General features: G+C 64.8%; 19 protein-coding genes. 16 read left to right on the top strand and 3 right to left on the bottom strand.

Going from position 1 to position 19,957, the window contains the following annotated elements; translation table 11 throughout:
• Positions 1 to 224 precede the first annotated feature (224 nt).
• Together LPW39_RS09980 and LPW39_RS09985 are read left to right on the top strand one after the other, a co-directional pair.
• The gene (locus tag LPW39_RS09980; RefSeq protein WP_230774142.1) at positions 225 to 635 is read left to right on the top strand and encodes a ribonuclease; all 411 of its coding nucleotides are present in this window, start codon (positions 225 to 227) and stop codon (positions 633 to 635) included.
• Positions 636 to 770: 135 nt separating this feature from the next.
• On the top strand, positions 771 to 1,196 hold the full coding sequence (locus LPW39_RS09985; RefSeq protein ID WP_027010748.1) for a barstar family protein: 426 nt from the start codon (positions 771 to 773) through the stop codon (positions 1,194 to 1,196).
• Between the two features lie 84 nt (positions 1,197 to 1,280).
• Here the strand turns inward: LPW39_RS09985 and rsmA are convergent, their stop codons facing one another.
• From rsmA to LPW39_RS10000, 3 genes are all read right to left on the bottom strand, one after another.
• Positions 1,281 to 2,057, bottom strand: a complete 777-nt coding sequence (rsmA, locus tag LPW39_RS09990; RefSeq protein WP_230774144.1) for a 16S rRNA (adenine(1518)-N(6)/adenine(1519)-N(6))-dimethyltransferase RsmA — start codon at positions 2,055 to 2,057, stop codon at positions 1,281 to 1,283.
• A gap of 119 nt (positions 2,058 to 2,176) precedes the next feature.
• Complete coding sequence (locus LPW39_RS09995; protein WP_230774145.1) at positions 2,177 to 3,601, bottom strand: peptidylprolyl isomerase; 1,425 nt, start codon at positions 3,599 to 3,601, stop codon at positions 2,177 to 2,179.
• 14 nt (positions 3,602 to 3,615) lie between these two features.
• Positions 3,616 to 6,081 carry an LPS-assembly protein LptD gene (locus tag LPW39_RS10000; protein WP_230774146.1) on the bottom strand — a complete coding sequence of 822 codons (2,466 nt, stop codon included), beginning with the start codon at positions 6,079 to 6,081 and terminating at the stop codon, positions 3,616 to 3,618.
• A 102-nt stretch (positions 6,082 to 6,183) separates the two neighbouring features.
• On the opposite strand from LPW39_RS10000, the gene LPW39_RS10005 reads away from it, so the two are divergent.
• From LPW39_RS10005 to LPW39_RS10070, 14 genes are all read left to right on the top strand, one after another.
• Positions 6,184 to 7,350 carry an aminoglycoside phosphotransferase family protein gene (locus LPW39_RS10005; RefSeq protein ID WP_407928822.1) on the top strand — a complete coding sequence of 389 codons (1,167 nt, stop codon included), beginning with the start codon at positions 6,184 to 6,186 and terminating at the stop codon, positions 7,348 to 7,350.
• A 53-nt stretch (positions 7,351 to 7,403) separates the two neighbouring features.
• Positions 7,404 to 8,138: a 16S rRNA (uracil(1498)-N(3))-methyltransferase gene (locus LPW39_RS10010; protein WP_230774149.1), complete on the top strand. Its 735-nt coding sequence runs from the start codon at positions 7,404 to 7,406 to the stop codon at positions 8,136 to 8,138.
• 320 nt (positions 8,139 to 8,458) lie between these two features.
• The gene (locus LPW39_RS10015) at positions 8,459 to 9,238 is read left to right on the top strand and encodes an IclR family transcriptional regulator (RefSeq protein ID WP_230774151.1); all 780 of its coding nucleotides are present in this window, start codon (positions 8,459 to 8,461) and stop codon (positions 9,236 to 9,238) included.
• Positions 9,239 to 9,282: 44 nt separating this feature from the next.
• Complete coding sequence (locus tag LPW39_RS10020; protein WP_230774152.1) at positions 9,283 to 10,023, top strand: transporter substrate-binding domain-containing protein; 741 nt, start codon at positions 9,283 to 9,285, stop codon at positions 10,021 to 10,023.
• A gap of 63 nt (positions 10,024 to 10,086) precedes the next feature.
• A complete protein-coding gene (locus tag LPW39_RS10025; RefSeq protein WP_133858165.1) occupies positions 10,087 to 10,755 on the top strand; it encodes an amino acid ABC transporter permease in 669 nt (222 codons plus the stop codon).
• Complete coding sequence (locus LPW39_RS10030; protein WP_330166601.1) at positions 10,752 to 11,528, top strand: amino acid ABC transporter ATP-binding protein; 777 nt, start codon at positions 10,752 to 10,754, stop codon at positions 11,526 to 11,528. Before LPW39_RS10025 ends, LPW39_RS10030 begins: the two co-directional genes overlap by 4 nt.
• 10 nt (positions 11,529 to 11,538) lie before the next feature.
• The gene (locus LPW39_RS10035; RefSeq protein ID WP_330166602.1) at positions 11,539 to 12,135 is read left to right on the top strand and encodes a HutD/Ves family protein; all 597 of its coding nucleotides are present in this window, start codon (positions 11,539 to 11,541) and stop codon (positions 12,133 to 12,135) included.
• A gap of 4 nt (positions 12,136 to 12,139) precedes the next feature.
• Entirely contained in the window at positions 12,140 to 13,537 is a 1,398-nt protein-coding gene (locus tag LPW39_RS10040) for a formimidoylglutamate deiminase (RefSeq protein ID WP_230774153.1), read from the top strand.
• A gap of 3 nt (positions 13,538 to 13,540) precedes the next feature.
• Positions 13,541 to 14,368, top strand: a complete 828-nt coding sequence (gene hutG / locus LPW39_RS10045; protein ID WP_230774155.1) for an N-formylglutamate deformylase — start codon at positions 13,541 to 13,543, stop codon at positions 14,366 to 14,368.
• A 134-nt stretch (positions 14,369 to 14,502) separates the two neighbouring features.
• The gene (locus LPW39_RS10050; protein ID WP_230774156.1) at positions 14,503 to 15,930 is read left to right on the top strand and encodes an FAD-binding oxidoreductase; all 1,428 of its coding nucleotides are present in this window, start codon (positions 14,503 to 14,505) and stop codon (positions 15,928 to 15,930) included.
• Between the two features lie 242 nt (positions 15,931 to 16,172).
• The gene (locus tag LPW39_RS10055; RefSeq protein WP_230774332.1) at positions 16,173 to 17,405 is read left to right on the top strand and encodes an ammonium transporter; all 1,233 of its coding nucleotides are present in this window, start codon (positions 16,173 to 16,175) and stop codon (positions 17,403 to 17,405) included.
• Positions 17,406 to 17,508: 103 nt separating this feature from the next.
• On the top strand, positions 17,509 to 17,829 hold the full coding sequence (locus LPW39_RS10060; protein ID WP_230774158.1) for a hypothetical protein: 321 nt from the start codon (positions 17,509 to 17,511) through the stop codon (positions 17,827 to 17,829).
• A 158-nt stretch (positions 17,830 to 17,987) separates the two neighbouring features.
• Positions 17,988 to 19,328, top strand: a complete 1,341-nt coding sequence (locus tag LPW39_RS10065) for an aspartate aminotransferase family protein (protein WP_230774159.1) — start codon at positions 17,988 to 17,990, stop codon at positions 19,326 to 19,328.
• Between the two features lie 34 nt (positions 19,329 to 19,362).
• Complete coding sequence (locus LPW39_RS10070; RefSeq protein WP_230774161.1) at positions 19,363 to 19,932, top strand: carboxymuconolactone decarboxylase family protein; 570 nt, start codon at positions 19,363 to 19,365, stop codon at positions 19,930 to 19,932.
• Positions 19,933 to 19,957: the final 25 nt, after the last annotated feature.

Genomic DNA, 19,957 nt, shown 5'->3' on the forward strand with positions numbered 1-19,957 from the left:
TGCGTCGTATCGTCAACATGACAGCGGTTGCCGTTGCAGATGCAAATTTTGCGCGCTGATAGGCGTATTTACAGCGCTATTGGGCGAATGCAGCCTGACCTGAGCCTGTAAAATACTGAGAAGCCTGCTCAAATTTTGGGCAGGCTTCTTGCATTTTGGGGGGCAATCCGTCACACTGACCGGCTGAACTTGCGGTGACGCCGCAGTTCTGAAAGGTGTTGTTGATGCTCAAAGCATGGGGTTTTCTGGCCCGCTCGTCTGTGAAGGCTGGTGTGCTTGCTGCGGTGATGGCTGTGCTGCCGCCTGGGGTTCAGGCCCGTGGCAGCGGGCCTTCCGCATTCGACGGGCCCGTGGTGGCTGTCGCCGAATTGCCGCCGCAAGGCCGCAAGACCTATGCGCTGATCTTCGAAGGCGGCCCTTTTCCCTATGACAAGGACGGCTCGGTATTTGGTAACCGCGAACGCATACTGCCCAGGCAGCAGCGTGGGTACTACCGGGAATACACCGTCAAGACACCCGGTTCCCGCGATCGCGGGGCGCGTCGCATTATTTGTGGTGGCCAGGTCGCCACAATGCCCGATACTTGCTACTACACCCAGGATCACTACAGCAGCTTTCGGCGTATTGTGAATTAGCCAGTCAGATTCCTCCTATGTCGCTTTTCCGCAAGAGATGTCTTGCGCAGAGTGATGTGCTAAGTCAACAATGCCCAATGAGCTCCAGGGATGGGGTGTGGTTTTTAAAAAATGCTAATGGAAAGAGCAACGGAGATGGACACTCCACTTCGTCAGGTACAAGATACATCGCTGCGTTTCGTGCGTCCCAATATCGTGCAGGCCATTCGCGCCTACCGGTTGGAAGACCTGCGTGATGCAGCCCAGAACCTGGGGCAGCACTTTTTGTACGCCAATCTGGCGCACGCTCTGTCCAAGGCCGATGTGCTCGAGCTGATTGGCATGCAGTTTTATTTTCCGTCGCACTATGGCAAGAACTTCGATGCGCTGTTCGACTGCCTGACCGACCCCTTGCACAAGAGCGGTCCCCAACCCGGCTTTGTCGTGGTGCTGGACCAGATCCCTACGGCCATGAAGTTTGACCGCGAAGCGCGCGAGCAGCTGCTGGACGTGTTCCGCGATGCCGCAGAGTACTGGGCCGAGCGCAAGGTGCCTTTTCGCTGCTTCTACTCTTTCCTCTGATCGGCTTGCTGATCTCCAAGAAAAAACGCCCGGCTTGCGCCGGGCGTTTTGCTTATGGGTTGGGCTGCTTCAATCCCGCAGCGCTCAGGCGCCCGTAGGTGCCGACAGGCTGGCAGCCGCTTGCTCGTATTCGGCAACCGGTACTTCCTCGGCCCGGCGCTGCAGATCAAAGCTGCCGCTGTAGCCTTTTTCCTCCAGCCATTTGCCCAGGGTGTTGCGCAAGATCTTGCGGCGCTGGCTGAAGGCCACGCGCACCAGCTCTTCGAGCAGCTTGGCATCGAGCTGGGCGGGTTGCGCGCGCGGGACCATGCGCACCACGGCGCTGTCGACCTTGGGGGGCGGGTCAAAGCTCTCGGGCGGCACGAACAGCACGTTCTCCATCGCATAGCGCCACTGCAGCATGACGGTGAGGCGGCCGTAGTCCGAAGTGGCTGGTGCGGCCACCATGCGGTCGATCACCTCTTTTTGCAGCATGAAGTGCTGGTCTTCGACCACATCAACCTGTTCGAGCAGGTGAAACAGGATGGGGCTGGAGATGTTGTAGGGCAGGTTGCCGGCCACGCGCAGCTTGGCCACGCCCAGGCGCTGGGCCAGCGCGCGGAAGTCCACCTTCAGCACATCGGACTCGACCACATCGAGCTGCGGATGGCTGCGCAGGCGCACGGCCAGGTCACGGTCCAGCTCGATCACGCTGAGCTTGCCCAGTCGCTCGACCAGCGGCTGGGTCAGCGCCATCAGGCCGGGGCCGATCTCGACCACGGTTTGGCCGGGCTGCGGGTTGATGGCGTCGACAATCGCGTCGATGACGGCGCGATCGGTCAGAAAATTCTGGCCAAAGCGCTTGCGGGGAATGTGTTTCATGCAATGACAAAGCGGTGCGAAAGCACCGCTCTTGGGTTGGCAGGCCTGGGCCGATGATGACACCGCCGCAGCGCCACAGCGCAGGGCAGGGTCATCGCACGCATCAGGCGGCTGGGCTGTTACTGGGGCGGGTCGCGGTATTCCACATAGGCCCGCGCACGGGCTTCTTGCGCCCAGGTGCTGAAGGCCTGCTCGAGCTTGTTCTCGCGCACGATGGAGCGCACCATGTCACGCTGCTCGCGCTGGTTGAGCTTGGCTTCGCGGCGCTCGAGCAGCTGGATCAGGTGGATGCCAAAGCGGCTGGCAATGGGCTGGCTGATCTCGCCGGGCTGCAGCGCGTTGAGTGCTTCTTCGAACTCAGGCACGAACTTGCGCGGGCTGGCCCAGCCCAGATCGCCGCCTTCCTTGGCGCTGCCGTCTTCCGAGTAGCGCTTGGCCAAGTCTTCAAAGGTGTCCTGCTGGGCGAGCACACGGCGGCGGTAGTCTTGCAGGCGCTCCACGGCCTGGGCTTCGCTCAGTTGGGGGCTGGGGCGCAGCAGGATGTGGCGTGCGTGGCTCTGGGTGACGATGGCGGGCACTTCACCGCTGGTCTTCTCCAGCACCTTCAGGATGTGGAAGCCCGCGGGCGAGCGCACCGGGCCGGCAATCGCGCCTTGTGCGGTGGACTGGGTGGCCTTGACGAACAGTTCGGGATAGCGGTCCGCAGGACGCAGTCCCATCGCGCCGCCGCCCTTGCCGTCGGGCACATCGGAGAACTCGGCCACGGCCGCATTGAAGTCTTCGCCCGCGCGGATCTTGTCGGCCGCCTGCTGGGCCTTGGCCTGCAGCTGCTTGACCTGGTCTTCGCTGGCGTTTTCCGGCACCGTGATCAGAATATGGCCCAGGTTGAGCTGGGTGGCAGCGCCGGCCAGGCCTGCCTTGGCCTTCTGCTCGCGCAGGTACTGGTCGATCTCCAGGTCGCTGACGCGTACCTTGGAGTCGACCTCGGCCTCGCGCAGCTTCTGGATCACCAGCTGCTTTTTCAGGTCGGCGCGGAACTGCTCCTCTGGAATGCCTTCGCTGGCCAGGCGGCGGCGCAGCTCGGGCATGGTCATGCTGTTCTGGCGCGCGACGGACTCTTCGGCCTGTTGCACGGCGAAGTTGTCCACCGTGATGTTGCGCTCGGCAGCCATCTGCAGCTGGATCTTCTGGCCAATCAGCATCTCCAGTGCCTGGCGGCGCGCGGCCTCAGCCGGCATGTTGTTGGCCTCGGCCTGGGCACGCAGGCGCTCGTACTGCTGCTGTACCTCGACATTGGTGACCGGCTCGGAATTGACGACCGCGACGATGAAGTCTGCAGAACGCGGGGCATTGCTGCTGCGCTGGGCCAGCGAGGCAGCGGGGATGGCCACCGAAGGCACAGCCGTCGGGGTGGTCAGGCCTGCGCCTGGTGCCCGCATACCGGCGGATGCGTTGTCGTTCGTCTTGAAGCCTTGCGCTGCGCTGGCACCAGCGAGCAAAGCCAGGCTGCAGGCCACGCTCAAAGAGAGAATGCGTTGTTTCATGGTCAGGGAGTGCTTCAATCGTAATTGCTGAAACGGCTAGGTACTGCAGCGCCGTTGCCGCTGGGCAGAGACTGGTAGCCGGGCACGTTTTCGCGCATGCTGGCCAGCGGATCAGCGCCCAGGGTAAGTTTGGTCAGGCCGGTAAATTCCATCTGGAACAGCAGCTTGGTGTTGGACTGCACCAGCGAGTTCTGCAAGCGCTGCAGCACAATGCGGCTGCTCCAGCAGCAGCCGGCGTATTCCACACCGACCACAGAGTCCACCAGTTTCTTGTCGCGCATGCTGTAGTTCAGGCGGCCCACAGTGTACCAGCGGCCTTCGCCCTTGGCTTTTTTGCCCCCGGAGCCGAAGATTTCATTGACGGGCCACTGCCAGCCCAGGTCCATCTGCTCGCTGTTCTGCGCCTGGTAGCGGTAGGCCAGTGCCAGGGTCTTGTAGTCGCCGGGCTTGTAGCGCGCCTGCATGGTCGAGCGCACCGAGCGTCCGCTGTCCGGGTTGAACTGCACCGTGGTGTCAAAGCCCCACTTGGGCGTCCAGTTGATGCCGGCGCCCAGCATGATGTCCGACCAGCGCTCGTTGACCGAATTGGCATTGGGCATGACCACCTGCTGGTCCGAGAAACGCAGGCGCTGGGCGATGCCAAAGCGCGCGGCCTCGGCGCCGGTCTCGGCATCAAGAAAGCGCGTAGTAGCGCCCACGGTCAGCATGTTGTTGTCGGCAATGCGGTCATAGCCGCTGAACGAGTTCGAGCTGAAGATGGTCGCAAAGCTGAAGTCATACGGCGCCGTGTCGTAGACCGGGATCATGCTCTGGTCGCGGTAGGGCGTATAGGTGTAGAAGGCGCGCGGCTCCAGCGTCTGGATCAGGTTGCGGCCAAACAGGCGCGTCGTGCGCTCAAAGTTCAACCCGGTGTCCAGGCTGACGGTGGGTACCGTGACGCTGGCGCTGCTGACGGTGGACAGGCCCGAGTTGTCAAAGTTGTAGTGCCGGGTGTTGAGCATCAGCTTGGGCGTGATGTAACCCTGCGGCGCAATAAAGGGGCGGCTCAGCTCGGCCTGGATATAGCCCCGGTCGGCATTGGGCTGGTTGAGCAGGCTGGTGTCGGCACGGAAGCGCGTGGCATCGGCCTCGATCGAGCCCTCCAGGCCCAGCGGCAGGTTCTGTGGCGTGTAGCGGTACTGCAGCTGGGGCATGCGGTCGTACGGCGGCACGATCGGCGAGAGCGGATCCTGAAGTGTCTGCCACTTCTGCGCACGCAGCAGCAGGCTGTGGTCGTCGCGCGACCAGCTGGCCGAGGCTTCGCTGTTGAGCAGGCGCTCATTGAGCTTGTAGCTGTTGCCCTGGAAGTCGCGCCAGTAGTCCGAATCGCTCACGCGCTTGGCGTTGATATTCAGCCCCAGGCCGCCAATGGGCGTATCCAGGCTGCCGGTGTGCATCCACAGCCAGGACCAGCGGTCGCGGTCGCGCAGGCGGTCGCCTGGCATGTAGAGGCCCGCCAGGGTTCCGCTGTAGGTGGGCTCCAGGTAGCGGAACTCACCGCCCAGCGCCAGGCCACGCTTGACCATGGCCGTGGGCGTGATGGTGGCATCGCGGTTGGGTGCAATATTCCAGTAGTAAGGCTGGGCGTACGTGAAGCCGCTGTCGCTGTCGAGCGACATGGTGGGCGGCAGCAGGCCTGATTTGCGCTTTTCCGACAAGGGAAAGCTCATCTTGGGGATGGGAATGATCGGCACGCCCTTGAATTCGAGCACACCATTCTCGGCCACACCGACCTCTTCGAGGTTGTCGATGCTGATTTTTTCAGCACGGATGATCCAGTCCGGCTGCCAGCTGGCTTCATCGTTGCGCTGGCAGGTGGTGTAGGTGCCGTCATGCACGACCGAGCGCTCGCGGTCGATGAAATCTACGCGCGATGCCACGCCGTAGCCGTTGTTGGGCAACAGGCGGTAGTTGGCGTCCTTGAAGAAACCCTCGTTCGAATCGAGCTGCATCTGCAGCTCGGTGCCGTCAAACACGCTGCCCGCACGGTTGATGTGCACATTGCCATCGGCATAGGCGGTGTTGCTGGGCTCGTAAAAGCGCAGGCGGTCGGCACGGATCATCGTGTCGGCGCGGCGCAGGCTGGCATTGCCGGTGACGGTGGTCATGTCCGCCGTCTGGCCGGTGAGCTCATCGCCTTCCAAGTAGACGGGCATCTTGCCACGCTGCTCGGAGCCCAGGCTCTCTTGCAGGCGAGGGCTGGAGCGCAGCACCAGGCCAGCGTCGTCGCCAGCAGCGGGCGCCTGGGCCAGCACCAGTGCGGGCGAGGCCCAGAGCATGGCCATGCACAGCCGGGCAATGGCCGTGGGGGAAAAGCGGAGTGGGGTGAGGGACAAGGTGCGGGGCGATGTGTTGGTCTTTGCGCGCGCATGCAGCCCTGCGGCGGCGCCAGCAGGGCGGGGCGAGGCGGGCGCCACATCGGTGAAAGCGTGAATATCCATGGGAAATAGCCACTGGCCTGTGCATCTGCGGTGCATACATGCACACGGATCGGGATCTGGGGCCCAGCCGGGCGGCAGGGCTTTGTAGAATCTGCATTATCCATGAGCCATCCTATTTCCCCCATGTCTGACCCTATTGCTGCAGCTTCTGTAGCACCCCAGCCTGACAGCGCCAAGCAATCTTTACAGGGCGTTACCCCCGTCGCATGGGCCGATGCAGCCCGGGCCGCGCAGTTCGACCAATGGCTGGCAGCGGTAGCGGCCCGCCATGGCCTGCGGGCCGAGAGCGTTCGCCTGGCCTCGGCCGACGCCAGCTTTCGCCGTTATTTGCGGGTGGACGACCTGCAGGGTGGCACCCGCATCATCATGGATGCGCCGCCGGACAAGGAAAACAGCGAATCCTTTGTGAAAGTGCAGGCGTTGCTGGCCGAGGCTGGCCTCAATGCGCCCCAAGTGCTGGACTGGGATGCCGCCCATGGCTTTATGCTGCTGTCCGATCTGGGCACGCAGACGGTGATCGAGAAGCTGCAGCCGCCCGATTCCCAGGCCGCCTACCAGTGGTACATGCAGGCGGTCGATATCCTGGTCGACTGGCAGAAGGCATCGCGTGAAGGCGTGCTGCCGGTCTATGACGAGGCCATTCTGCGCCGCGAGCTGCAGCTGTTCCCTGATTGGTACATCGCCCAGCACCGCCAGGTGCAGCTGAGCGATAAGCAGCAGGTGGTGCTCAAGAACGCCTTTGACGCCATCGTGGCGCAGAACCTGTCGGTGCCGCGCGTCTTTGTGCACCGCGACTTCATGATGCGCAACCTGATGGTGCCGCCCACTGCTGGCGCGCCGCTGGGCGTGCTCGATTTCCAGGACGCCCTCTACGGCCCCATCACCTATGACATCGCCAGCCTGATGCGCGATGCCTTCATCAGCTGGGAAGAGGATTTTGTGGTGGACATCACCATCCGCTACTGGGAAAAGGCGCGCAAGGCGGGCCTGCTGGGTGCCGACAGCCCCTCGGGCTTTGGCGCGGATTTTGGTGACTTCTACCGTGCGGTCGAATGGATGGGCATCCAGCGCCACCTCAAGGTCGCAGGCATCTTTGCCCGCCTGACCCTGCGCGACGGCAAGCCGCGCTACCTGGCCGATGCGCCCCGCTTTCTCCACTACATCCGTGCGACGGCCTCGCGCTACCGCGAGCTGGTGCCGCTGATGCGCCTGATCCATGAGGTCGAAGGCATCGAGGAGCAAGGCGGCTGGATGATGGGCCGGGGCTAAGGCCCTGACCCGAAGCTCTAGCCCCTAACCGCCATCCACTTTGACCAATCCCCATGCCCCGTTTTTATTGCCCTGTTGAACTGCGCGTAGGCGCCACCCTGGATCTGCCGCCCGAGGCAGCGCGCCATGTGCAGGTGTTTCGCATGCAGCCTGGCGAGCACATCACCCTGTTCAACGGCGAGGCGGGCGCAGCTGCCGGCGAATACGACGCCAGCATTGTGCAAATGGGCCGCAGCCATGTGACCGTGCAGATCGAGGGCCACACGGCCATCGAGCGCGAAGCGGCCCGTGCCGTGCACCTGCTGGCCGGCATTACCGCGGGCGAGCGCATGGAATGGCTGGTGGAGAAGGCGACCGAGCTGGGCGTGGCCAGCATCACGCCGCTGGAGGCCGAGCGCTCGGTCACCCGCCTCAAGGGCGACCGCGCCACCAAGCGCCAGGAGCGCTGGCAGGCGATTGCCGCCAGCGCCTGCGAGCAATGTGGCCGCAATCAGGTGCCGCGCATCCATGCACCCCTGGACCTGGCGCAATGGATCAAGGCCGGCGGCCTGGCCGATGCGCAGCGCCTGGTGCTGTCGCTGGCCGAGGGCACGCAGCCGCTGGCCCAGGCGGTGCAGCAAGCGGGCAGCCAGCCCCTGGTCTTTCTGTCTGGCCCGGAAGGCGGCCTGTCGCCCGCAGAAGAAGCACTGGCGCGCGGCCACGGCTTTGCGCCCGTCACCCTGGGCCCACGCGTGCTGCGCGCCGAGACGGCGCCGTTGGCGGCTTTGGGTTATCTGGCCGCGCTTTGATGGCAGCCTGTGTGCTGACCAGGCGCTGAGTCCGCGCTGATGCCACGGCGGCCTCACCTCAGGCCTGCCACTCTCCCCATACCCTCATTCCCCCAAGCCCAGCACCCTGCATGCCAGTGGTGGCGCTCGCCTGCGCGCCCAGCACCGCACCACGCTGGGGCCTTTTACATTTTTAATTCCCATTGATTGGGAATTGAATTCGCCATTCAATTCCGACCTAGGGTTTGCGCTAGGTGCTTATTCAAAGAGCAATTCGACAATTCTGGCATTGATCTTGCAAGATCTTCATTGTCACTAGTCCCGAGGAATGGGAATTGCAAATGGATGCTTCAGAGTTGTTGGTCAGCGAGCGTGCGGCAGCGGATACCCCGGGTTCCGAGGTGTCGGCGGCTGACCGGGTGCTGCAGGTGCTGGCGGTTCTGGCTTGCGCCGGGCGGCCGCTGTCGGCCAACGAGCTGATGCAGGGCACGGGTTTGCCCCGCAGCAGCCTGTACCGGCAGCTCGCGCGCCTCAAGCGCTTTGGCTTTGTGGCTGACAGCGGTGCGCTGTATGCGCCCGGGCCGCTGGGGCTGCAGCTGGCGCGTGGCTTTGATGATGGCTCCCATTTGGTGCATGTGGCCCGCCCTGTGCTGGTGCAGCTGTCGCAGCAAACCCAGGAGAGCGCAGGCCTGCTGGTGGCAGCCAATGGCCAGGCCGTGTGCCTGGACATGGTGGAAAGCCCGCTGTCGCTGCGCTGCTCCTTTGACAAGGGCAGCAGCGTGCCGCTGAAGGTCGGGGCATCGGCCAAGTGTGTGCTGGCCTACCTGCCCGCTGTGCAACGCGAAGCGCTGCTGAACCAGCACTATGGCGAAGGCAGCCCCGCCCGCGCCGAAGCTGCTGCCGAGCTGCAGGAGCTGCGCACGCAGGGCTATATCACCACGGTGGGCCAGGTCGATGCCGGTGTCTGGGGTTGCAGCGCGCCGGTGTTTGCCAGCGGCCGCCGCGCCGTGGCAGCGCTCAGCCTGATGGCACCCCACCAGCGTGTGCAGCACCAGCAAGCCCAGCTGGTGCAGGCCACCTTGGCAGCGGCAGCCCGCATCTCCCGCAGTCTGGCTGGATGACATTGAGATTTTGCTTGGTACTTGAATTGAAAAAGGACTCTCCCATGAACTTCCGCCGCCTGGTCTTGAAGACCTCTTTGATCGCCCTGGCCTGTGGTGCAGGCGCTGCCTTTGCCCAGAGCAATGTGCTGCGCGTGGCCACTGATGCCACCTTCCCGCCCATGGAATTTGTCGAGAACGGCAAGAAGACCGGTTTTGACGTCGAGCTCGTCGAGGCCGTTGCGGCCAAGATGGGCAAGAAGGTCGAATGGGTGGATATCGACTTCAAGGGCCTGGTGCCCGGTCTGATCGCCAAGCGCTACGACATGGCCGTCTCGGCCATCTACATCACCGATGAGCGCAAGAAGGTGGTGGACTTTACCCAGCCTTACTACGCCGGTGGCCTGGTGGCCATGGTCAAGGAAGGCAGCCCCATCACCAAGCTCAGCGATCTGGACGGCAAGAAGGTGTCGGTGCAGGTGGGCACCAAGTCGGTGGGCTACCTGACCGAGCACTTCCCCAAGGTGCAGCGCGTCGAGGTGGAAAAGAACCAGGAAATGTTCAACCTGGTGGATATCGGCCGCGCCGATGCCGCTGTGACCGGCAAGCCCGCCGCCTTCCAGTACAACCGCACCCGTGGCGGCATGAAGGTGCTGGCCGAGCAGATCACCACCGAGGAATACGGCATGGCCATCCGCAAGGACACGCCCGAGCTGACCGCCGCCGTGAACAAGGCACTGGAGCAGCTCAAGACCGACGGTGGCTACAAGGCCATCGTGGACAAGTGGTTCCCCAGCAGCAAGTAATAGGCAAGGGTGCCGCAGCGCGCTGCCCAGGCAGTGCGCTGATATGAGACGACAGGATTGACTATGGATTTGGATTTTTCGCCCGTCTGGGCAGGGTGGCCCGATCTGCTGCGCGGTGCAGCGGTGACGGTGGAGATCACGGCCGCAGCGCTGGTGCTGGGTTGCGTGATGGGCTTGCTGATCGGCATTGGCCGGCTCAACCCCAAGAACAGGATCATCTACGGCATCTGCACGGCCTATGTGGCCGTCATCCGGGGCACGCCGCTCTTGGTGCAGCTGTTCATTCTGTTCTTCGGCCTGCCGCAGTTCGGCATCATGCTGCCGGCCTTTGCCTGCGGCGTGCTGGGCCTGGGCATCTACTCGGGCGCCTATGTGTCCGAGGTGGTGCGCGGCGCGATCCAGTCCATCGATCGCGGCCAGATGGAGGCAGCGCGCTCCATTGGCATGTCGTCCGGCCAGGCCATGGCCTCGGTGATCCTGCCCCAGGCCATCGTGCGCATGATTCCGCCGCTGGGCAATGAGTTCATTGCGCTGATCAAGAACTCGGCACTGGTCTCGCTGCTCACCATCCACGATGTGATGCACCAGGGCCAGAAGATCATCAGCGTCTCCTACCGCTCGCTGGAAGTGTATTTGGCGATTGCCGTGATTTATTTTGTGTTGACCGGCGTGACCACCCTGGCACTGCGCCATTTTGAAAAGCGCATGCGCGCTGGAGGCATGGTGCAATGACCGCAGCTCCGTTGAATTCCGAATCCATGGTCCGCATCCGTGGCCTGCGCAAGGCCTATGGCACGCATGTGGTGCTCGACGGCATCGACTTCGATGTCAAGCCCCAACAAGTGGTGGTCGTCATCGGCCCCAGCGGCTCGGGCAAGAGCACCTTCTTGCGCTGCTGCAATGGCCTGGAAGTGCCGCAAGGCGGCAGTGTCGAGATCTGTGGCCGCACCCTGGTGCAGGACGGCCAGATGCTGCCCGAGAAGGCCCTCAACGCGCTGCGCGAAGAGGTGGGCATGGTGTTCCAGTCCTTCAACCTGTTCCCGCACCTGTCGGTGCTGGACAACGTGACCCTGGGCCCGCGCAAGCTCCATGGCCTCAGCCGCAAGGATGCCGATGCGCTGGCGCATGACCTGCTGCAAAAAGTGGGCCTGGCCCACAAGGCCGATGCGATGCCGGCCAGCCTCTCGGGCGGACAAAAGCAGCGCGTGGCCATTGCGCGTGCGCTGGCCATGCGGCCCAAGGTGATGCTGTTTGACGAGCCGACCTCGGCGCTCGACCCCGAGCTGGTGGGCGAGGTGCTGCAGGTGATGAAGATGCTGGCCGCCGAAGGCATGACCATGATGGTGGTGACCCATGAAATGGGCTTTGCCAAGGAAGTGGCCGATGTGGTTGTCGTCATGGATGGCGGCGGCATCATCGAAGCCGGTGACCCGCAGACCATCTTCAGCAACCCGACCAAGGAGCGCACGCGCAGCTTTTTGCAGGCCGTGTTGACCAAGCAATAAACGGGTAGCTATGAGCATGCAATTTTTCAGCAGCAGCGCGCTGCCCGCTACGCCATGGAAGAACGGCGGCGGCACCACCCAGGAGGTGCTGTGCTGGCCGCCTGGCGCAAGTATCGACAGTTTCGTCTGGCGCATCAGCATTGCGCAAATTGCCAGCAGCGGGCCGTTCTCGGCCTTTGCCGGCGTCGACCGCATCATCACCTTGCTCGGCGGTGATGGCGTGCATTTGCAAGCGGCCGATGGCAGCGTGGACCACCTGCTGCAAAACTGCCTGCAGCCCTTCGCCTTCTCAGGCGATGTGGCGCTGGACTGCCAGCTGCTGGGCGGTGCCTCGCAGGATCTGAATGTGATGACCCGGCGTGGCCGGGTGCAGGCGCAGGTCACCATCCACCGGGGTGGCAGCCTGCAACTGGGCAGCACCCAGGGCCTGCTGCTGGCGCGCGCCGGCAGCTGGCAATTGCCTGCGCAGTCGGCCACATTGACGGCCGGTGGCGAAGACGGCCTGTACTGGACCGCTGCGCTGGGCCAGCCAATGCAGCTGGATGCGAGCAGCGATGAGGCCCTGTTGATCGCCGTCGCGCTGCAGGAGGTAGCTGCCGGTGTCTGATGCGATGAATACCCATAACCAACTGTTTGCGGCCCAGGCCCTGCTGCCCAGCGGCTGGGCCCAGAACGTGCTGCTGCGCTGGGATGCGCAAGGCCGCTTTACCTCCATCGAAACGGGCGTGGATGCAGCCCGCTGCGCTGGCATGGCACAGGCCGCTGGCCCGGTGCTGCCGGGCATGCCCAACTTGCATTCGCATGCCTTCCAGCGCGGCTTTGCCGGGTTGTCGGAGTTCCGGGGGCAGGCGCAGGACAGCTTTTGGAGCTGGCGCAATCTGATGTACCGCTTTGCGGCCCGGCTGGGGCCCCAGCACCTGGAGGCGATTGCCACCTGGCTCTACATCGAGATGCTGGAAGCGGGCTACACCAGCGTCTGCGAGTTCCACTACCTGCACCACCGCCCCGATGGCCAGGCCTATGCGCCCGATGGCGAGCTGAGTCTGGCGCTGCTGCGTGCGGCGCAGACGGCGGGCATCGGCATCACCTTGCTGCCGGTGCTGTACCAGAACAGCGGCTTTGGCGGCCAGCCGCCCAATGAGGGGCAAAAGCGCTTCATCCGCAGCACCGACAACATGCTGCGCCTGCTGGAAAGCTTGGCACCGGCCTGCAGCGCCCAAGGCGCAGCGCTGGGCCTGGCTCCGCATTCGCTGCGCGCCGTGGCGCCCCAGGCCTTGCAGGAGGCCGTGCAGGGCCTGCATGCACTGAGCGCCCAGGCGCCGGTGCACATCCACATTGCCGAGCAGATGGCCGAGGTCAATGCCTGCGTGGCCTGGAGCGGCCAGCGCCCGGTGGCCTGGTTGCTGGACCATATGCCGGTGGATGCGCGCTGGTGCCTAGTGCATGCCACGCACATGGACGAGGCCGAATACGCAGCCGCAGCCGCATCGCAAGCGGTGGCAGGCCTCTGCCCCCTGACGGAAGCCAACCTGGGCGATGGCATTTTCGACCTGCCGCGCTGGCAGGCCAGTGCCGGCCGCTGGGGCATAGGCTCGGACAGCCATATCGGCGTGAACGCCGCCGAAGAGCTGATGATGCTGGAGTACAGCCAGCGCCTGCAATCGCAGCAGCGCAATGTGGCGGCCAGCGTGCAGCAGCCCCATGTGGGCAGCCATATGCTGCTGGCTGCGGTGCAGGGCGGCGCGCAGGCCAGCGGCCGTGCGGTGGCTGGCCTGGCCGTGGGCCAGCAGGCCGATTGGGTGGAGCTCGATGGTCAGCACCTGGCGCTGGCTGGCTTGCCGGCGGCCGAGCAGCTCGATGCCCATGTGTTTGCCAGCAGCCGCAGCAGTGCGGTAGCCCGTGTCTGGGTGGGCGGCCAGTGCCGCGTGGCCGATGGCCGCCACCCGCTGCACCACAGCGCGCAGCGCGGCTTTGTGGCCGCGCGTAGCGAACTTCTTCAGGAGCCATGATCCATGCATTTTGAAACCGACCGCGCCGCCTTCGAGTTCCGCCAAGGCACGGCGCCGCTGCTGATCTCCTTCCCCCATGTGGGCACCTATGTGCCGCCCGCGCTGGCCGAGCGCTTTACGCCCGAGGCGCGCGAGGTGCATGACACCGACTGGCACCTGCCGCTGCTCTACGCCTTTGCGCAGGAGATCGGTGCCTCGACCCTGGTGGCCACCCATTCGCGCCTGGTGGTGGACATGAACCGCCCCCCCGATGGCGCCAGCCTCTACCCCGGCCAGAGCGTGACCGGCCTGTGCCCGGTGGACACCTTTGCCGATACCCCCGTCTACCAAAGCGCCGCGCTGCAGCCCGATGACGCCGAGATTGCCCAGCGCCGCGACCAAGTCTGGAAGCCCTACCACGACCAGCTGGCCGCCGAGCTGGCCCGCATCCAGGCCCAGCATGGCGCTGCCGGCCTGTGGGATGCGCATTCGATCCAGTCGGTGCTGCCGCGCTTTTTTGAGGGCAAGCTGCCCGATCTGAACCTGGGCACCAACAAGGGCGCCAGCTGCGGCGAAGGCCTGGGCGAGGCGCTGCTGGCCGAGGCGCGCAAAGGCGAGGCCGACGGCTTCAGCAGCGTGCTCAATGGCCGCTTCCAGGGCGGCTACATCACACGCCACTATGGCCAGCCAGCACAGAACGTGCATGCCATTCAGCTGGAGATGACGCAGAGCAGCTATATGCAGGAGCACATGCCGTTTGACTACCTGCCGGCCGTGGCCGCCAAGGTGCAGCCCCATGTGCGCCGCATGGTGGAGACCTTGCTGGCCTACGTGCAGCAATCGGCACGCTGATCCCGCCCCCCAAAAAAGCGGTATCCCCGGCTTGCAGGGCAGGCCTGGGGTGCCGTTTTTTGCTGTACTGGCCCAGCAGGTTTTGCTGCTGGCGGGCCGCGTCTGCCAAACAAACCGCCCGACAATAGCGGGCTATGACTACCTCTCGCACCGACAACGCGGCAGCCGCTCCTGCGGCGGCTTTCTGGACCGACCTTGAGCAAGCGCTGGGCCCCAACGGCTTTTCGCGCGGCGCTGACGCCATCCCGCCAAAGTACTGGACCGACTGGAGCGGCACGCCGCCGGTGCCGCCGCTGGCGCTGCTGCGCCCGCGCAGCACGGACGAGGTCAGCGCCTTGCTGCGCATCTGCCATGCCCACCGCGTGCCAGTGGTGCCCCAGGGCGGCCTGACCGGGCTGGCCGGTGCGGCCGTGCCGGTGGCCCAGGGTGTGGCGGTGGCCATGGACCGCATGCAGCAGATCGAGGACGTGAATGCGCGCACCGGCCTGATGACCGTGCAGGCTGGGGTGAGCCTGCAGACGGTGCAGGAAGCGGCTGTGGCGGCGGGCTGGGTGTTTGGCGTGGACCTAGGCGCGCGCGGCAGCTGCCAGATTGGCGGCAATGTCTCCACCAATGCGGGCGGCAATGGCGTGCTGCAAAACGGCATGATGCGCGAGCAGGTGCTGGGGCTGGAAGTGGTGCTGGCCGATGGCACGGTGCTGCCGATGCTGCGGCCCATGCTGAAGAACAACACCGGCTACGACCTCAAGCAGTTCTTTATCGGTGCCGAGGGAACCCTGGGCATCATCACCCGCGTGCTGCTGCGCCTGCGGCCCGCACCGCAGGCCAAGGCCACCTGCATGGTGGCCCTGCCGGGCTTTGACGAGGCGCTGGCGGTGCTGGCGCGCATGCAGGCCCGGTTTGGCAACAGCGTGGCCGCGTTCGAGCTGATGTGGAGCGACTTTGTGCAGACCTCCATGCAGTGGCAAAAGCTCCAGCCCGCGTTTGCCCAGCAGCACCCGCTGCAGGCGCTGATCGATGTGGACGGCAAGGACGAGGCCGCGCTGCGCGCTGCGGTGGAAGAGGCCCTGGGCGAGGCCATGGAGGCTGGCGAGGTGGTGGATGCGGTGATTGCGCAGTCGAGCGAGCAGGCCAGGAGCCTGTGGAAGCTGCGCGAGGCACCCGCTGAGATGACGGCGCACATGCACCCCCCCGTGAACTTTGACGTCAGCCTGCCCCAGGTGGACATTGGCCGCTTTGCCGCCGCCTGCCGCGCCGCCTTTGATGCGCGTTGGCCCGGCCACCACAGCCTGTTCTTTGGCCATGTGGGCGACGGCAATCTGCACGTCACCACCGACAGCCAAACCATCAACGGCGAGGACGAGGCGCTGGAAGCCGTGCTGTACGGCCTGGTGCAGCAGTTCCAGGGCAGTGTCTCTGCCGAGCATGGCATTGGCCTGCACAAGATGCCCTACCTGGGCTTTAGCCGCAGCCCGCAAGAGCTGGCCGCCATGCGGGCGATCAAGCAGGCGCTCGATCCGCTGGGGTTGATGAACCCGGGCAAGGTGTTTGCGGCGGACTGAATTCAGTTTTACTCCCCTTTCACTGAGACTGGCGCCTGCAGCGATGCAGGCGTCGGTTTTCTTTTGTGATTGGGCGATTGCTCAGGGCACCGATGTGGTGCGATCTGGCTCTAGCCGACGGCGTCGCCATGACGCCGCATGCCCGCAGACCCCATATCCAGGCGCTTTCCCGTCCGATGGCATAGAAACTGCTACCTTTTGAAACAAACCCGCAATGGATGACAACGTACAAAGGGGATGGCATGCAAATGGTGCAGATGGCTGCGATTGACAAGGCCGATACGGCCTGGCTCCTGGTCTCTACGGTGCTGGTGTTGCTGATGACACTGCCGGGCATTGCGCTCTTCTATGCCGGGCTGGTGCGGCGCAAGAACGTGGTCAACACGATGGTAGCGGTGTTTGCGGTGGCGGCCGTGGTGGCGCTGACTTGGTTTGCGCTGGGCTATTCGCTGGCGTTCAGCAAGTCGTCGGCCTGGCTGGGCGGGCTGGAGAGGGCCTGGTTCTCGTCCATGCGCCTGGATGCGGCGGCCGGCACCGTGTCGGTCAGCCACCTGGCGCCCCATTTGCCCGAGTCGCTGTATGCGCTGTTCCAGATGGCCTTTGCCGTCATCACCACCACCTTGATCATTGGCGCCGTGGTCGAGCGCATGCGCTTTTCGGCGCTGCTGCTGTTCTCTGCGCTGTGGAGCGTGCTGGTCTATGCACCGGTGGCCCACTGGGTGTGGGAGAGCGATGGCTGGCTCAACAAGCTGGGCGCGCTGGACTTTGCCGGCGGCGCCGTGGTGCACGTCAATGCGGGGGTGTCAGCGCTCGTCTGCGCGGCCATGCTGGGCCGGCGCCAGGGCTATGGCCGCCAGGCCTTTGAACCCCACAGCCTGGGCTGGACCGCAATGGGCGCAGCGCTGTTGCTGATTGGCTGGTTTGGCTTCAATGCCGGCTCGGCACTGTCGGCCGATGGCCGGGCCGCGCTGGCCATGCTGGTCACCATGGTGGCCGCTGCGGCCGGCGCGCTGTCCTGGATGCTGGTCGAGTGGTGGGTGCGCGGCGCGCCCACCTTGCTGGGCGTGCTCTCGGGCCTGATTGGTGGCCTGGTGGCCATCACACCGGCTGCCGGCTTTGTGCAGCTGGGCGGCGCTGTGGCCATTGGCCTGATCGCCGGCGTGGCCTGCTTTTGGGGCGCCACCTGGCTCAAGCGCCGGCTGGGTGTGGATGACTCGCTCGATGTGTTTGGTGTGCATGGCGTGGGCGGCATTGCCGGCTCGCTGCTCACCGCGGTGTTTGCCGACCGGGCCATTGCCGGGGTGGATGCCACGGTGCTGAACCAGCTGGTGGCCGTGGCGGCGGTGGCCCTCTACAGCGCAGTGGGTACTGCCATTTTGCTGACCTTGATCCGTGTGGTTCTGCCTTTGCGGGTGACCGCGCAGCAGGAGCTCGATGGGCTGGATGTCAGCCTGCACCAGGAAAGCCAAAACTGAGTTGAGTGGAGATGTGCGGCGCTGCACTGTGCCGCCGCGCCACCGGGCTGCGCCGCCTTGGCCGCGCAGCCTGCCCATCAGGTTCTGCCACGGAGGAGCTTGTATGAACGACAGTGAACGCCTGGCCATCGCCGCGCATTTGCATGTGGCGCTGCGCCGCAAGACGGGCCGGGTGACCGATACCGAGTGGATGGCCAGCGATACCGCCTATGGCCAGGCGATGGCCCAGTTTGCGCTGAACCATGCCCGCAGCCACCAGGATGCAGAGCTCGAGCGGCTGGCGCTGCGCTTTGCGGCCAGTCTGCCGGGTGCGCCCGCACCGGCGGCCGCCACCATGGGCGCTGCGGTGGCGGGGCCGGCAGCGGATGCTGCTGCGCCGGGCCTGGTGGCGAGTGCCAAGCGCTATGTAGGCGGCTTGCGTTGAAGGGATAGTGAGAGGGAGGGAAGGGGAAGCCCGGGAACAGAAATAGATCGAAACGGAACAAATGATCCATTAATGTATTGAAAAAATACAAATGATCCTTATACTATGCGTATCGCTGCCGGCGCAGGGCTGGTGTCGCATTGTGAAGGAGTGCTCGCATGAGCCATGTCATCCATCGTTCTCTGGCCCAGGTTCCTCTTGTCGCGGTGGGCGGCAAAGGCGTGGAGTTGTTTGACCAGGCCGGCAAGGCCTACCTGGATGCCAGTGGCGGGGCAGCAGTGTCCTGCCTGGGCCATGCGCACCCGGATGTGCTGGCGGCGATGCACCGCCAGCTCGACCAGCTGGCCTATGCCCACACCAGCTTTTTCACCACCGAGGTGCAAGAGGCGCTGGCCGACCACCTGGTCACGCATGCACCTGCGGGCATGACGGATGTCTACTTTGTCTCCGGCGGCTCCGAGGCGGTGGAAGCGGCGCTGAAAATGGCGCGCCAGTATTTTGTCGAGATCGGCCAGCCCGAGCGCACGCACTTTGTCGCGCGCCGCCAAAGCTACCACGGCAACACCCTGGGTGCCTTGGCTGTCGGCGGCAATGAATGGCGCCGCAAGCAGTTTGCCCCCATCCTGATGGACGTGGGCCGCGTGGCCCCGGCCTATGAGTACCGCGACCGCCTGGACGGCGAGAGCCAGCCTGCCTATGTGGCGCGTTTGCTGGCCGAGATCGATACCAAGTTCCAGGAGCTGGGCCCGGACAAGGTGATCGCCTTTGTGGCCGAGCCTGTGGTGGGCGCGACCTTGGGCGCGGTGGCCGCCCCTGCCGGTTACTGGCAGGGCCTGCGTGCCCTCTGCGACCGCTATGGCATCTTGCTGATTGCTGACGAGGTGATGTGCGGCATGGGCCGCACCGGCAGCCTGCATGCGGTGGAGCAAGAGGGCATCAGCCCCGACCTGATGACCATTGCCAAGGGCCTGGGTGGTGGCTACCAGCCGATTGGCGCGGTGCTGGCGCAGCGCAAGATGGTCGAGGCGATGCGGCGCGGCAGCGGCATGTTCCAGCATGGCCATACCTACATCGGCCATGCGATGGCGGCGGCTGCCGCACTGGCGGTGCAGCAGGTGATTCAGCGCGACCAACTGCTGCCCCAGGTACTGGCGCGCGGCGCCTACCTGCAAAAGCAGCTGCATGCCCGCTTTGACGCGCACCCCCATGTCGGCGACATCCGGGGCCGGGGCTTGTTCTGGGGCGTGGAGCTGGTGCAGGACCGCAGCAGCAAGGCCACGTTTGACCCGGCGTTCAAGCTGCATGCCAAGGTCAAGGCCCAGGCCATGGCCCATGGCCTGCTGTGCTACCCCATGGGTGGCACGATTGACGGGCTGCATGGCGACCATGTGCTGCTGGCGCCGCCCTTTATCAGCAGCGAAGCCGAGCTCGACCAGGTGGTCGAGCGCCTGGGCGATGCCATTGACACCGTGCTTGCCCAGCAGCCGGTAGCTGCCTGAAACGCCCCCGAAACGACCTGAAAGAACCCGCCCGATGACACCCACCCAGGACCGCCTGCCGCCCTTGCCCCCCGAAGCCTGGAGCGAAGAACAGCGCCGCTATGCCCAGCCCATCATCGATGGCCCGCGCGGCGCGCTGATATCGCCCTTCGTGCCCTTGCTGCGCAGCCCCGAGTTGATGGACCACACCCAGCGCCTGGGCGAGTACCTGCGCTACCGCAGCGCCATCGGTGTGCGCCTGACCGAGCTGGCGATACTGGTCACAGCCCGGCAGTGGACGCAGCAGGTGGAATGGGCCATCCATGCGCCGATTGCGCTGCGCGAAGGAGTGAGCCAGGCGACCGTGGATGCCGTGGCCCAAGGCCGCCGCCCCGATGCGATGCCTGAGGACGAGGCCGTTGTGCATGATTTCTGCGTCGAGCTGCACCAGCAGCGCCAGGTGAGCGACGCGACCTGGGCGCGCGCCCAGCAGCTGTTTGGCGACAAGGGCGTGATGGATCTGATCGGCATCAATGGCTACTACAGTCTGCTGTCGATGGTGATGAATGCGGCGCGCACCACGGTGCCGGCATCGACGGCGCAGCCGCTGGCGCCTTTGGCCTGATCGATGCGGCATCGCCGACAATCGG

The organism is Comamonas koreensis (assembly GCF_021026195.1).
Taxonomy (GTDB): domain Bacteria; phylum Pseudomonadota; class Gammaproteobacteria; order Burkholderiales; family Burkholderiaceae_C; genus Comamonas; species Comamonas koreensis.

Bases quoted from the DNA above. Each gene is read 5' to 3' on its own strand.
- LPW39_RS10020 (WP_230774152.1), top strand. From the start codon at position 9,283: ATGAACTTCCGCCGCCTGGTCTTGAAGACCTCTTTGATCGCCCTGGCC.
- LPW39_RS10070 (WP_230774161.1), top strand. From the start codon at position 19,363: ATGACACCCACCCAGGACCGCCTGCCGCCCTTGCCCCCCGAAGCCTGG.
- LPW39_RS10025 (WP_133858165.1), top strand. From the start codon at position 10,087: ATGGATTTGGATTTTTCGCCCGTCTGGGCAGGGTGGCCCGATCTGCTG.
- LPW39_RS10005 (WP_407928822.1), top strand. From the start codon at position 6,184: ATGAGCCATCCTATTTCCCCCATGTCTGACCCTATTGCTGCAGCTTCT.
- LPW39_RS10040 (WP_230774153.1), top strand. From the start codon at position 12,140: ATGAATACCCATAACCAACTGTTTGCGGCCCAGGCCCTGCTGCCCAGC.
- LPW39_RS10050 (WP_230774156.1), top strand. From the start codon at position 14,503: ATGACTACCTCTCGCACCGACAACGCGGCAGCCGCTCCTGCGGCGGCT.
- LPW39_RS10010 (WP_230774149.1), top strand. From the start codon at position 7,404: ATGCCCCGTTTTTATTGCCCTGTTGAACTGCGCGTAGGCGCCACCCTG.
- LPW39_RS10055 (WP_230774332.1), top strand. From the start codon at position 16,173: ATGCAAATGGTGCAGATGGCTGCGATTGACAAGGCCGATACGGCCTGG.
- LPW39_RS10030 (WP_330166601.1), top strand. From the start codon at position 10,752: ATGACCGCAGCTCCGTTGAATTCCGAATCCATGGTCCGCATCCGTGGC.
- rsmA (WP_230774144.1), bottom strand. From the start codon at position 2,057: ATGAAACACATTCCCCGCAAGCGCTTTGGCCAGAATTTTCTGACCGAT.
- LPW39_RS09995 (WP_230774145.1), bottom strand. From the start codon at position 3,601: ATGAAACAACGCATTCTCTCTTTGAGCGTGGCCTGCAGCCTGGCTTTG.
- hutG (WP_230774155.1), top strand. From the start codon at position 13,541: ATGCATTTTGAAACCGACCGCGCCGCCTTCGAGTTCCGCCAAGGCACG.
- LPW39_RS10015 (WP_230774151.1), top strand. From the start codon at position 8,459: ATGGATGCTTCAGAGTTGTTGGTCAGCGAGCGTGCGGCAGCGGATACC.
- LPW39_RS10065 (WP_230774159.1), top strand. From the start codon at position 17,988: ATGAGCCATGTCATCCATCGTTCTCTGGCCCAGGTTCCTCTTGTCGCG.
- LPW39_RS10060 (WP_230774158.1), top strand. From the start codon at position 17,509: ATGAACGACAGTGAACGCCTGGCCATCGCCGCGCATTTGCATGTGGCG.
- LPW39_RS09980 (WP_230774142.1), top strand. From the start codon at position 225: ATGCTCAAAGCATGGGGTTTTCTGGCCCGCTCGTCTGTGAAGGCTGGT.
- LPW39_RS10035 (WP_330166602.1), top strand. From the start codon at position 11,539: ATGAGCATGCAATTTTTCAGCAGCAGCGCGCTGCCCGCTACGCCATGG.
- LPW39_RS10000 (WP_230774146.1), bottom strand. From the start codon at position 6,081: ATGGATATTCACGCTTTCACCGATGTGGCGCCCGCCTCGCCCCGCCCT.
- LPW39_RS09985 (WP_027010748.1), top strand. From the start codon at position 771: ATGGACACTCCACTTCGTCAGGTACAAGATACATCGCTGCGTTTCGTG.